This window comes from Polynucleobacter sp. AP-Melu-500A-A1, assembly GCF_018882125.1.
Classification (GTDB): domain Bacteria; phylum Pseudomonadota; class Gammaproteobacteria; order Burkholderiales; family Burkholderiaceae; genus Polynucleobacter.
In genome coordinates this window covers 124,131-137,047 of record NZ_JACVOZ010000004.1, presented here as the reverse complement: position 1 = coordinate 137,047, position 12,917 = coordinate 124,131, and the positions used below count along the sequence as shown (strand labels likewise).

Annotated in this window: 15 protein-coding genes; 3 read left to right on the top strand and 12 right to left on the bottom strand. The window is 42.0% G+C overall.

Annotated features, from left to right (window positions below; genetic code table 11):
• Positions 1–3 precede the first annotated feature (3 nt).
• The 5 genes from ICN38_RS10270 to ICN38_RS10250 form a co-directional block, all read right to left on the bottom strand.
• Positions 4–447, bottom strand: a complete 444-nt coding sequence (locus ICN38_RS10270; protein WP_255562818.1) for a MaoC family dehydratase — start codon at positions 445–447, stop codon at positions 4–6.
• 26 nt (positions 448–473) lie between these two features.
• Entirely contained in the window at positions 474–1,673 is a 1,200-nt protein-coding gene (locus tag ICN38_RS10265; RefSeq protein WP_216257000.1) for a CaiB/BaiF CoA-transferase family protein, read from the bottom strand.
• Positions 1,674–1,704: 31 nt separating this feature from the next.
• Positions 1,705–3,363, bottom strand: a complete 1,659-nt coding sequence (locus ICN38_RS10260; protein ID WP_216256999.1) for an FAD-binding protein — start codon at positions 3,361–3,363, stop codon at positions 1,705–1,707.
• Positions 3,364–3,379: 16 nt separating this feature from the next.
• Complete coding sequence (locus ICN38_RS10255; protein WP_216256998.1) at positions 3,380–4,378, bottom strand: tripartite tricarboxylate transporter substrate binding protein; 999 nt, start codon at positions 4,376–4,378, stop codon at positions 3,380–3,382.
• A gap of 113 nt (positions 4,379–4,491) precedes the next feature.
• Complete coding sequence (locus ICN38_RS10250; protein ID WP_216256997.1) at positions 4,492–5,187, bottom strand: nitroreductase; 696 nt, start codon at positions 5,185–5,187, stop codon at positions 4,492–4,494.
• Positions 5,188–5,366: 179 nt separating this feature from the next.
• Between ICN38_RS10250 and ICN38_RS10245 the strand changes: the two genes are divergently transcribed.
• Entirely contained in the window at positions 5,367–6,095 is a 729-nt protein-coding gene (locus ICN38_RS10245; protein WP_216256996.1) for a hypothetical protein, read from the top strand.
• A gap of 40 nt (positions 6,096–6,135) precedes the next feature.
• Positions 6,136–7,071 carry a tripartite tricarboxylate transporter substrate binding protein gene (locus tag ICN38_RS10240; protein ID WP_216256995.1) on the top strand — a complete coding sequence of 312 codons (936 nt, stop codon included), beginning with the start codon at positions 6,136–6,138 and terminating at the stop codon, positions 7,069–7,071.
• 45 nt (positions 7,072–7,116) lie between these two features.
• On the opposite strand, the gene cynS is transcribed toward ICN38_RS10240, so the two are convergent.
• Genes cynS through ICN38_RS10220 form a run of 4 tightly spaced genes read right to left on the bottom strand, consistent with a single transcriptional unit; the run spans position 7,117 to position 10,692 of the window.
• The gene (cynS, locus tag ICN38_RS10235) at positions 7,117–7,560 is read right to left on the bottom strand and encodes a cyanase (RefSeq protein WP_216256994.1); all 444 of its coding nucleotides are present in this window, start codon (positions 7,558–7,560) and stop codon (positions 7,117–7,119) included.
• 27 nt (positions 7,561–7,587) lie between these two features.
• Entirely contained in the window at positions 7,588–8,454 is an 867-nt protein-coding gene (locus ICN38_RS10230; RefSeq protein ID WP_216256993.1) for an ABC transporter ATP-binding protein, read from the bottom strand.
• Positions 8,444–9,307 (bottom strand): nitrate ABC transporter permease, encoded by an 864-nt coding sequence (gene ntrB / locus ICN38_RS10225; RefSeq protein WP_216256992.1) that lies wholly within the window; start codon positions 9,305–9,307, stop codon positions 8,444–8,446. Before ntrB ends, ICN38_RS10230 begins: the two co-directional genes overlap by 11 nt.
• Positions 9,308–9,318: 11 nt before the next feature.
• On the bottom strand, positions 9,319–10,692 hold the full coding sequence (locus tag ICN38_RS10220; RefSeq protein ID WP_216256991.1) for a CmpA/NrtA family ABC transporter substrate-binding protein: 1,374 nt from the start codon (positions 10,690–10,692) through the stop codon (positions 9,319–9,321).
• 332 nt (positions 10,693–11,024) lie between these two features.
• Between ICN38_RS10220 and ICN38_RS10215 the strand changes: the two genes are divergently transcribed.
• Complete coding sequence (locus ICN38_RS10215) at positions 11,025–11,492, top strand: nuclear transport factor 2 family protein (protein ID WP_216256990.1); 468 nt, start codon at positions 11,025–11,027, stop codon at positions 11,490–11,492.
• 27 nt (positions 11,493–11,519) lie between these two features.
• Here the strand turns inward: ICN38_RS10215 and ICN38_RS10210 are convergent, their stop codons facing one another.
• From ICN38_RS10210 to ICN38_RS10200, 3 genes are read right to left on the bottom strand one after another with little or no spacing between them, the layout of a single operon-like run.
• On the bottom strand, positions 11,520–12,026 hold the full coding sequence (locus tag ICN38_RS10210) for an HPP family protein (protein WP_216256989.1): 507 nt from the start codon (positions 12,024–12,026) through the stop codon (positions 11,520–11,522).
• The gene (locus ICN38_RS10205; protein WP_216256988.1) at positions 12,023–12,454 is read right to left on the bottom strand and encodes a DUF2452 domain-containing protein; all 432 of its coding nucleotides are present in this window, start codon (positions 12,452–12,454) and stop codon (positions 12,023–12,025) included. Before ICN38_RS10205 ends, ICN38_RS10210 begins: the two co-directional genes overlap by 4 nt.
• A 38-nt stretch (positions 12,455–12,492) precedes the next feature.
• The gene (locus tag ICN38_RS10200) at positions 12,493–12,906 is read right to left on the bottom strand and encodes a DCC1-like thiol-disulfide oxidoreductase family protein (RefSeq protein WP_216256987.1); all 414 of its coding nucleotides are present in this window, start codon (positions 12,904–12,906) and stop codon (positions 12,493–12,495) included.
• Positions 12,907–12,917: the final 11 nt, after the last annotated feature.

Here is a 12,917-nt window from a genome sequence, read left to right as displayed (position 1 = left end):
ACTTTATCCAATGTGGACTCTAATATTAGTCGCCACAGCTACTAACTCACCGCGCTGATTAGTGCATGTTACATCCGCAATAATTTTCTTTTTTACGCTGTCTATAGAGCTCACTTTATATATGGTGGTAATCGTGTCACCAAAACGAACTGGCTTTAAGAAGCGAACACGATCATACCCCTGAGAAACAGTCCGCCCTAGATACATTCGAGCAGAGGCCGCTGACATAAAGCCAAGCATGAGTGTGCCATGAGCTACTCGCTCTCCATATGCACCTTTTTCCATGAACTCAGCATCTACATGATTGGGAGAAAAATCTCCAGTAATTCCTGCATATAAATATACATCTGACTCACTCACTGTTTTAATGAAGCTCGAGCTCATTCCAACCTCTGCCTTAGAAAAAGGGTCCATATCCTTAAGGTCGATATTATTATTCTCTGGCATAAATCCTCTATGAAATTTAATTAAAACTAACCAAATACTTTCTTCTCTCTAAGACTGGCAATATCTTCTTCACTACATCCCAACCAAGCCTCTAATACATGCTGTGTATGCTCACCTAATAATGGAGGTGCTATCCAGCCACCAGCAGATTCAAAAGCAGAATACTTTACTGCAGGTCCAATTGTTGGAATCTTTCCATAACTTGGATGCTCAAGATTACCAAGCATTTTTCTATGTAAAACCTGGCTATTTTCAAAAACTTCTTTAATGTTATTCACAGGTGCGCAAGGAACTCCAGCTTTTTCCAATTTTTGCATTAATGCGTGAGTGCTATATTTTTTTACCTCACCATCAAGAATTTCATATAGCTCCAGACGATTTTGTGTTCTAGCGGCTAAATTAGAGAAATTAGCATTGACTACCAAATCACTCCTATCTATTGCATGCATAAATTTTTCATACAGATTTTGAATTGCTGCCCCAATAACTAACCACCCATCATTTGTTTCAAATGCTTTGTAAGGAACCGCTTGCGGATGTTCAGAACCCCATTTTTGCGGAATATTCCCAAACATTAAGTAATCCAGGCCTACATTTGCTAAAAAGGCAACCTCACCCTCTAGTAAGCTAGTTTCAATTTTCTGACCTTTACCTGTATTGCTTCGATGAAATAAAGCAGCCAGAATTCCAGAATGAGCATTCATGCCAGCAACAATGTCAAAAGCTGAAGTCCCAAGCTTTACTGGGGCACCTCCATGCTCACCGGTAATGCTCATATATCCACCAACAGCTTGAATGGTTAAATCAAATGCACCTTTTTCACTTTCCGGCCCATCTGCACCATATCCAGAAAGTGCTGCATAAATAAGTCTGGGATTTTCTTTGCTTAATGAGTCGTAATCCAACCCTAGCTTCCTCATTACCTCTGGACGGAAGTTTTCAACAATAATATCGGCCTTTGTTGCTAACTTTTGTACAAGTAGTTTACCTTCAGGGGTACGCATATCAATTGCACAGGAATACTTATTTCGATTGGTTGCATAAAAAGTAACTCCACTATCCTGAAAGAATGGTGGGCCTTGTGTACGAATTGGATCCCCTTCATTAGGGCCCTCAATTTTAATCACTTCTGCACCAAGATCCCCCAAAAGCATAGTGCAATAGGGACCAGCTAGCATCCTAGTAAAGTCGAGAACCTTAATTCCGCTAAGCGGCTTGTTGTTCATTGTTGTAGTCTCACTTATTTTTTAATTAATATTACTCAAGAGGAAGCTTAAGACGATCAAGCTTTTGTTCATAGTTCATCTTAAAGCCAATATGATGCAACCAATGGGAATCATCGCTATTAGGATAATCACTTCGGCGATGCGCCCCTCTACTTTCGGATCTCTCCAAAGCCGACTCAACAACCACTATGGCAGTTAATACCATATGTTCGGCCTCTAAAGCTCGCAGAGCATCGGGAAGGCTCTTAGACTGAACTCCTTGATTTAGAAGAGACTGGAGGTCTATTAGCTTTTTCCTACCGCGTTTCAAGCTAGCCTCATCTCGTATAAGTCCAGCGGAAGAAAGCATAGTGTCACATAGTGCCTTTTTGATTTCTTCAGCCTTGATTCCTTTTTCTTTATTGGAGAGTGATTTAATTTTTTCTAAGGCTGTATGGTGGATTTGATTCCAATTTCGCTTAGCTCCACTCTTTTTTAAACTAGCAGCTGAACGCCCAGCAACGCCTCCTGAAACAATGACATCACTTGCTCCATTGCCGGCCAAACGACTTGCCCCATGTACGCCCCCACTTGCTTCCCCTGCAGCATATAAACCTGCAATACCTGTCCAATAATTTTTATCAACCTTAATCCCACCCATATGGCTATGAGCTGCCGGCCTAATCCTTGGAAGATTTGTTAAAGGCTCTAATCCTGAATTGCGTAATCGTTTGCAATGATTGACATATGATTCCAGTTTTTCTGGTGGAACCTTAGTGGTATCAAACAAGACAGTTCCATCAGAAAGCCCTCTCCCTTCATCGATCTCACGCTGTATACAGAGTGCCATCTTTGCTTTTTCAATCTTCGTCTCACCAAATTCAGGGTTGTAATTAAACATAAAACGCTCACCCAGAGAATTTAGTAAGTGAGCGCCATCACCCAACATTGCCGTTGGCATTTCCATACCCTTAGCACCTTCTGGGTATACGACTACAGTTGGCTCAAACTGAACAAACTCCATATCAATTAATGTTGCTCCGGCATGTAAAGCTAAAGCATAAGAATCTGAAGCAACATCAGCGGGATAAGTACTATCTGAATAAATAGCTCCTATCCCACCCATTGCCATGACAACTGCATTTGCATGCACAGCAATAAATTCACCAGTATGTTTTTTTGCAAGGATAGCTCCAACAACCTCGTCACCATCCTTTAGTAGGTTGATGACCTTAACACCTGAATATTCTTTGACCCCAATATTTTTGCTGTGCTCAATCAATCCCTTAAGAGCAAGGTGTCCAATTCCATTAGGATGAAATACAGAGCGAGGATATGAATTGCCGGATAGATGACGTTGAACAAATTTATTTGCCTTCCGCTCAAAAGGAATACCGATCGATACCAATTCATTTAGGGCATCTATAGCCCCATTAGCAATAACAGATACTAATTGACGATCATTAAGACCGTACCCACCTTTAACTATATCGTCGAAGTAAACTTGGGGATTATCCCTTGAATCAGAATCACCCAAGGGCGCATTGAAGCCAATAATATATTGGGATGCGCCATGCGCCTGGAATGCAATAATTACTTCAGCGCCAGAATTCTTTGCGCTAACTGCAGCCCGAAATCCCGCAAGACCACCCCCTAAGACTAGTACATCGGTTTCTACAACTTGAATTGAAAAATCTTGATCTATTTTCAATTATTTATAACAAAAATTATTCACCACGGATATTGGCTTCCTTGATAACACCAAGCCACTTAATGGATTCAGATTGAAGAATAGATTGAAATGCCTCTGGCGTCACACTGCGAGGATCGGTCCCCTGAGCATTTAGCTTTGCGGTAATTTCTGGAGACTTTGTGATTTTATTAAAAGCACTATTTAATTTTAAAAGGACGTCATTAGGAGTACCAGCAGGCGCAACAAAACCAAACTGGCCAATAATTTCAAAATTGGGATAACCAGACTCTGCGATTGTTGGTGTATCAGGCAATATAGAGGATCGCTTTAGACCGGTCACAGCAATAGGGCGAAGTTGACCTGCTTTGAAGTATGGAGCCATTAAAAAAACGTTTTCAACTGTCATCTGAACCTGGCCACCCAATAAATCTGCAATGGCAGGTCCACCTCCTTTATAGGGTACATGGATAAGATCCGCCTTAACAGCAGTCTTAAATAATTCAGCATTCAAATGAGTTACGCTTCCGGTACCTGCTGATCCATAGTAAATAGTTCCAGGCTGAGATTTAGCCAGCGCTATGAACTCAGTAATATTTTTGGCAGGTAAATTTGGATTGACAGCAATAACATAAGGATTGGAGGCAACAAGTGCAACGCCAGCAAAATCTTTTACCGGATCATACCCAAGTTTTGGATAGATTCCAGCAGAAGCTGTATGAGGAACGGTATTGATGATAAGAAGCGTGTATCCGTCTGGAGCTGATTTCGCAACACTTGCAGACCCCATTGAACCTCCTGCGCCAGGACGATTCTCAACTATTACTGACTGACCTAATGCCTTAGATAATTCAGGCGCAAACATTCTAGCTAAAACATCATTACCACCACCTGGAGGATAAGGCACGATAATGCGTATTGGTTTGCTTGGGAAAGAATCTGCTAGGACAACTCCAAAGCTAGAAAAAGATAAAAAAAGACCAAGAAATATATAAGATATTTTTTTATAAAGCTTTAATTCCCAAAAGTTAGCCATCGATTAACCTTTCATTTAAGCCCAGTGATTGAGTCTATGATGACAATAGCACAGGAGATTAGGGTGCAAAGTGATATATCGGGAAATCCCTAACCCTCAATAAGTCCATCAACTCATTTCACCCATGTTATAAATTCTTCAGCTTTTGAGCGTGGGGTCTTGAAGGTGTTTACCTTTTGAGCCCGGTCTGCATAGCCAATGGCCATTCCGCAAACGAGCATCTCGTCTTCTCCAGCACCAATTATTGGAGTGATGATCTTGCTAAATTTATTCCATGCAGCCTGAGGGCATGTTGCTAATCCATGACTTTGAGCCGAGATCATGATGCTTTGCAAAAACATTCCATAGTCGAGGATTGATCCAGTGCCCAAGTCTTTGTGAATGGTAAAAAATAGTCCTACTGGTGCATCAAAGAATCGGAAATTTCGCTGATGCTGTAAAAACATCTTCTCTTTTTCACCTTTCTCGATACCTAGTAAGCCATATAGACTCCAACCGTTTTCACGACGACGGTCGATATAGGGACTAAACCATTTTTCTGGATAGTAGCTATAGGTCTCTTTGTATTCATTTGCTAATTCAGGATTTTTAGAAACCTCTGCATAGGCTTGACATACCTTTTCACAAAGCTTATCCCTCAATTTTCCCTCAAGGACATAAACCTTCCAAGGTTGGGTATTTACTCCGGATGGAGCCCTACTGGCGACCCCCAAAATATGGTCTATCAATTCACGAGAAGGTAATTCTTGCGTGAATGCCCTTGCAGACATCCTTACGTTAATGACTTCATCTACCACGGAATTATCCATCACAGAATCTTTCTTATCTTTATTGATGAACTTAGAAAATAAAGCTTCTATAAGTACTTTGGCAATTATTCAAGCCTACCATTTTTTTAAAGCATAGCCATAATTCTTCTATCGACATTCCCAATAGCATGTTCAAATACTGCTAAAGTAGCTTAAAAAATATATTGGAGACAGTATTAATGCAGAGCCTTGCGCGCCTTGGATTTTTAATCCCCCCAGGAAACCCTAACACCGAGGGCGAGGTTATCAAAATGGCACGCCCTGAGTTTTCTGTGCACTTCACCAGAATGGTCGCCTTTGGTGAAACTGGTAGCCTGTTAGGGCAAGATGAGCGCAACCAATCTCAAATCGACCACCTTGATGAAAATCTAGCACTAATGAAATTAGTGAATCCCAGTGTAGTAGCTATGGCTCATACAGCAAATAGCTACACCTTAGGCAAAGATGGCGAGGCCAAATTGGTCGATTGCCTTCAGAAAACATTTGAAGTTCCCTTTATTACCGCTTTTGGAAGTGTGGTGACTGCGCTCAGACAAATCGGAGTAAACAATATCGCCTTTGGCACACCCTATAGCGAGCAAAACACCTTGCGCTGTAAAAATTTATTGGAGGAATACGGCTTCAATATTATTAGCTTTGGAAATTTACCAGGCGTCAAAAATATTTATGACGAAACACCCGAAAGAGCTGGGCAACTCATGAAGCAAGTAGATCTCTCAGGGGCCGATGCCATCTTTATCAGTGGCGTTGGAATGCCGACAATTGATGCCCTAGAAAAAGCAGAAGCTAGTTTAGGCAAGCCAATTATTTCCAGTATTGCCGCGACGATGTGGAACGCTATCAGAGTCGCCGGAATTAAATCAGACATTCGGGGCTATGGCTCCCTGTTAGCCGGAAAATATAACTAAGGTACTCTTCATGAAACTATTAAAGCTTATAAGCATATCTTTGTTACTAGTCGCAAGTATTGGATCAAGTCATGCAGCGCCTTTCCCCGACCATGCCATTCGCTTAATCGTGCCCTTTACGGCTGGCGGTAATGTCGATATATCTGCTCGCACAATTGCCCAAGGATTAACAGAACAATTAGGGCAATCTATCATTGTGGAAAATAAGCCTGGGGCTAATACTATGATTGGCACAGACTTTGTCGCCAAATCTCCTGCCGATGGCTACACCCTCCTTCTAGCAGGAGCGGAAGGATTGGCCATCAATCCGCATGTATACAAAAAAGTAAATTACGATGCGCTCAAAGATTTTTCAGCCGTTGGATTGTTAGGCAGTTTTCCGTTTGCTTTAGTAATCAATCCTAAATTGCCAGTCAATAACCTTGGAGAGTTCATTGAGTATGCAAAAGCGCGCTCTGGAAAATTAAATTACTCATCGTGGGGAATTGGCAGTACTTCACAGATTGCATTTGAGAAACTTAAACAAACTAGCGGTATTGATTTAGTACACGTTCCTTTTCAGGGAGCTGCGCCAGCCATTACCGCTGTAGCAGCTGGAGATGTCGATGCCATGATGGTTCCACTATCAGTAGCACTCCCCCAAGCCAGTAGTGGTCGCATCAAAATATTAGGCATTAGCACTGAGAAACGTATTTCATCCGCCGATTCCATTCCGACACTTTCAGAGCAAGGTGTTCCCGTGGTGATTAGTGGCTGGCAGATACTGGTCGCACCTAAAAATACGCCCGCAGCCGTAATACAAACGCTGAATCAAAGCTTGAATAAAGTCATCAATAGCGAGGCAACACGTTCTAGTCTGATCAAGGGCGGAATCAATCCCTCACCAGGTACTCCAGCACAAGCGAATGCCTTAATCGAATCCGAATGGTCGCGTTGGGGCAAGGTAGCAAAAGACGCTAAGATCAGTTTAGATTAATAAAAAAGCCACCAGAAGGTGGCTTTTGTTTAAGTATCACCAAAATTAATAAGTCTTATAGGCCAAATACTTTCCTGAGAGCACTACCTGAACACGATCCCCCTTAGGGTCTGGTTCTCGCTGAATATCCATTGAAAAATCAATCGCACTCATAATCCCATCCCCAAACTCTTCATGAATGAGTTCTTTAATCGTTGTTCCATAAACACTCACAATTTCGTACCAGCGATAGATTAATGGATCAGTTGGAACAGCTGTCGGTAATGAACCTTTATAAGGAACGATTTGCAACCAAGCCATTTCTTCATCAGTCAAATCAAATAGTTTACCTGCTGCCTCTGCTTGAGGCTTCGTAAAAGTCATTTGGCCTAAGCAACCAGCGGTAACCCACTCTTTTGACTCGCCAATTGCATGAGCAATATCGCCCCACTTCATGCCTTTACGCACTTTAGCTTCGATAATTTTTTGTGTAACTACTGAACGGTCCATTTCATTCTCCTTATTTGAATTCGTAATTTATTGGGTAATTGGTGTATCTATACCAGGGCGAACTACAGTGGGTTGATATCCGTCAAGCCCTCCAGTAGCTCCTTTTGCTTGTAGATCTTTTGAGCGATTAACCAGAAAATCTACTAAATGGTTGCGCATGGGGTAATACATTTGGTCATGATGTAAATTAGCGCGTTTGCGATCTTTAGGTAAGGTATTGACAACAATCTCAGCAATGCGAGCATTGGGCCCATTACTCATCAACATGATCTTATCTGCTAATAAGATAGCTTCGTCAACATCGTGCGTAATCATAAATACCGTTTGTTGGGTTTCACTACAAATCTTTAGAAGCTCATCCTGAATCACTCCGCGCGTTAATGCATCGAGCGCCCCAAAAGGCTCATCAAGCAATAACATCTTTGGCTCGATTGCAAATGCACGAGCGATGCCTACCCTTTGTTTCATACCACCAGATAACTCTGATGGCTTCTTGTTTTCAGCATTTACAAGACCCACCATCGCTAGATATTTTTTGGAATGCTCAGTAATTTTTTCTTTAGACCAATCAGGAAATTTCGATTTCACGGCAAAAGCAACGTTTTGAAGTGCTGTCATCCAAGGCATTAAAGCGTGACCTTGAAACACTACTCCTCTATCTAGGCTTGGCCCCTTAATTTCACGACCAGTCATATAAGCATAGCCACCGGAAGCATCCTCAAGGCCAGCAAGCACATTCAAAATAGTGGTCTTACCGCAACCTGAATGGCCAATGATGCAAACAAACTCACCTCGTTCAATTTCAAAGTTGATGCCTTCAAATACGGGAGGAGCATCAGCCTTGTATGATTTGCTGAGATTCTCTATCTTTAAAAATGTTTTTTCAGTCTGCATAGGACACCATCTTTTGTAATTTAGCAAAAGCCAAATCAAGCAACATACCTACCACCCCAATGAGGATGATGGCAAAAATAACGCTTGATAAAGACAAGTTATTCCATTCATTCCATAAGAAGTAACCAATACCGGTGCCGCCTACTAACATTTCAGCAGCAACAATCACTAACCATGCAATTCCCATGGAGATCCGCATGCCTGTGAGAATAGTGGGAGCAGCGGCTGGCAAAATCACCAAGAAAGCCTTGCGTAATGGAGAAACTTCTAAAGTTTTCGTTACGTTTAATAATTCTTTTCGGACATTAGCAACACCAAATGCAGTGTTGAGCAACATTGGCCATACAGAGCAAATAAAGATTACAAAAATGCCTGATATCGAAGAATCTTTAATCGTATAGAGCGCAATTGGCATCCAAGCTAGAGGCGAGATTGGCTTGAGTATTTGAATAAACGGATTAAATGCCTCGTAAGCCAAAGGAGACATGCCGATCAAGAACCCTAAAGGTATTGCTACCAGCATGGCTAACAAGAATCCAAGTCCCACACGGGCTAATGAGTAGGCCAGCTGTATTCCAATACCTTTGTCGTTGGGCCCATTATCATAAAAAGGATGTGAGAGTTGTTTATAGAAAGTCTCGCCCATTTGAGTCAGTGTTGGAAATCCTGATTTTTGTGCAGTTTCTCCAACACTACTCTGCCCCATTAAGGCTTGATACTCACTAGATCCCGAAGCAGTTACTGGATTAATCACCACTTTAGGAACAGTTGCGATATGCCACATTAATAGAGCAACGAGCAAGATCACTAGCGAGAGGATTGCGCCTCGCGCTTTTACGGATAACTTTTTCATAGATGACCTTGTTAAGCTTTGCTTCCCGGGAAAGACTTGAGGTAGGCAACTGGCTGACTTGGATCAAACTCCTTACCCATGATTTTGTCTTTTTTGTAACCTGCCTTAGCTAATGGAGGAATGGCAATGCCAGTTTCACCCATATATTTCTTAGCATCAGTCAACAGGAATACCTTTTCAGAAATGTCCTTATAGTTGACATCGCCCTTCACATAACCCCAACGTTGCATCTGTGTCAGCATCCAAGTGGCCATTGAGTACCAAGGAATTGGGTTGAAATCGATCCGATCAGGAACGTTTTGCACATTACCTAAGCCATCGGCAAACTTACCAGTTAACACTTGCATCACTACCGTCTCTGGTTGGTTGAGATAATTAGGCGCTGAAATTACCTTAGCAATGAGTGGACGATTGGCGGGATCACGAGCCATCGTAGAAGCATTAAGTACTGCCCGATATAAAGCGGCGAAGGTATTGGGGTTCTTCTTAATAAATTCCTCAGAAGTACCAAATGCACAGCATGGATGTCCGTCCCAAATCTGTTTTGTCAGAATATGAATGAAGCCAACTTCGTCATAGACTGCGCGCTGATTAAATGGATCAGGCCCTAAGAAACCATCAATATTGCCAGCACGTAGATTAGCAACCATTTCAGGTGGAGGTGTCACACGGATTTGGATATCCTTATCTGGATCTAAGCCTGCTTGTGCTACGTAATAACGTAACAAGAAATTGTGCATTGAGTATTCAAATGGGACTGCAAACTTCATACCCTTCCAATTTTTGGGATCACGATTATCTTTGTGTTTATTCGCCAGAGTAATTGCTTGACCGTTCACGTTTTGAATAGTGGCCACACGCATTTGAGATGGATCAGAGCCTAGACCCATAGACATTGACAATGGCATTGGTGAGAGGAAGTGAGAAGCGTCATGCTCTTTATTGAGCATCTTGTCTCTGATCAAAGCCCAGCCAGCGGTTTTATTCAAGGTGACATTTAAACCCTGCTTTTTATAAAAGCCTAATGGGTCAGACATGATCAGTGGGGTTGCACAAGTAATCGCAATAAAACCAATCTTCAAGTCAGGTTTTTCAAGCGGTGCTTTTTCTTGAGCCATAGCTTGTAGAGATCCTATTGGCAGAAATCCTGATAAAGCACTCATGGCACCACCAGCGCCCACTGCCTTCAAAAATGCACGCCTGCGATCTTCTTGAGGAAACAAGGCTTTTACTAAGCTTGCCTCAACAAAATCGGCACTCATTTTTTCTTCATCGATCTTTGCAGATAAATCGAGCGCATGATCGGCATCGGATGCATGTCGACCGCAACTGCAACGACTACTAAATAAGGGTCTATCGGGATCAAAGGGGCGATATGAATTCATTTGCATCTCCAAGTAGTTTTAATGGGTTGATTCAAGTCTCAAAATCTATGCACCATTGTTATCAGGCAGGCTAGGGCAATTCCTATGGGTATGCACCAAAGCCTATCGAGCAACATATCTACGCACCAAAATAGTGAACATCAATTTTCGCAATCAAAATTCCATCAAAGTGAGTTTGAGTGCTTGCAACGCAGAATATTGGCTAGATAGATCCCCTTAATTTCGCCCCAAATTAGTGCGCTGTCGGATGATGAGCGCCTATAAGCCGTCATTTAGTAGTTAAGCTTAGCGTTCAATAAACCCCCAATGACAGCAGAAAACATAGGTGCACAATGGAGCAAAAATTACCACTTCCCCCATTTACCAAAGAGACAGCGATACAAAAGATACGTATGGCTGAAGATGCTTGGAATACAAGAGATCCGGAAAAAGTTTCTTTGGTTTATACCGAAGATACTATTTGGCGAAACCGTTCGGAATTTCCCAGAGGACGAGAACAAGTAAAAGAATTTCTGCGACGTAAATGGGATAAGGAATTAGATTACAGACTCATTAAAGAGCTTTGGGCTTTCACGGATAATCGTATCGCTGTTCGCTTTGCTTACGAGTGCCATGATGACTCAGGTAATTGGAGCCGAAGTTTTGGTAATGAAAATTGGGAATTTAATGAGAATGGATTTATGATGCGACGCTTTGCCAGCATCAATGATTTACCCATTAAAGAATCAGATAGAAAATTCTTTTGGCCTCTTGGTAGAAGACCAGATGATCACCCTTCTCTCAGTGACTTTGGCTTTTAACCCATTAGATTGGGACAGATACTGAAATTACCGCTCCCAAATACTCCAATTTAAGGATGGTGGTGAGGGTTGATTCCAAGAAACAGGATATTTTCTAGATCCAATACCCAATCTACTCCAGATATAGGCAACTGCAAAAATAATAGACACACCAACCAGCACTGTTACCCCTAGATGTATAAAACTTGCATGCGCCTGAATCATAATGAGTGGATTAGCGCCAGCTGGTGGATGTACACATCTCACCAATAGCAATACACCAATGGTTACCACCAGGGCAAAAACGTAAACCCAAAAAGCATCTCCAAATAATTGGTAAGCGATGATTCCAATGAGGGCCCCGATTAAATGCGCGCCAAATACTGCTCTTGGTTGTGCAGCAGGAGCCGTCGATAGTACAAATAGAAAAAGAGTTGTACCACCAAGAGAAGCCAGCAGTAATGGTGAATTTGCCTGGGTTACCCATAAAGCCAAGCTAATTGCTATCGTTGATCCAAGAAGTACCCACAACAAACGCAAAAATAAAATTTTCACAAGGGCTGGTCTTCTTCGATGATGGCCCAAGTACTATCACCCAACTTCTTAACAGCCATCAAGTAGTTCCAACCATCCGGAATTCCACAGCTCCAATTATTTGGGGCATTTTGGATCAAGACATTCACTTGATTGCGTTCATCATAATAGAGGTGATAAATTTTTCCATGAATTGGATTAAAGCCAAATTTAGCACAATGAACCATTTCCGTAGCATCTAATCTAGCTTGCAGGGCTCTTGCTTGCTTCATGAGCACTTCTGCCTGCTCCATGATGCGATCGTATTCGAGCTTCGCATTTTGTCTGGCGACATTGACTGCTTTATCTTTTTCCTCAACCACTTTAATCGGCGCAAAGACTGGCGCACCCACTTCCATTGGGTATTCAATGCCAGCATGTCTGGCTGGATCTTTATCTTCTAATCTCACATTGACTCCTAATTCCTTAATTCGCTATTCATTTATTTTTAAGCATGCGTCTTTTGTCTTGAAGACTTCACTAGCCAAAGTGCTCCCGGCCCTAATAAGCCAGAAATTGCATGTCTATTTTTCGCAAAGAATCGATAGCCTATTTGCAATGCTGGTTGCAAAGATTTTCTTGAGAAGAACCAAGCCAGTTTTGGCAAGTTAGCCCTTTGATAGGCTGCTGGGAAAACAGCAGGTCCGCTTATTAGGGTGCCATCGGCATATTGCCCATACATCGCTGCCAAGGCTTCTTCACATGAAATACCAACCTTGATAGGATCATATCTCTCTGAATTGATGTCAATAAATTCTAATAAGCCTGCTTGATTACGGCCAGACAAAAATAGAATCTCTGCCTGACATAAGGGACAGGCGCCATCATAAAAGAGGCTTAGTTTTTGTAATTTGGGGTTCACCAAGTAATTTT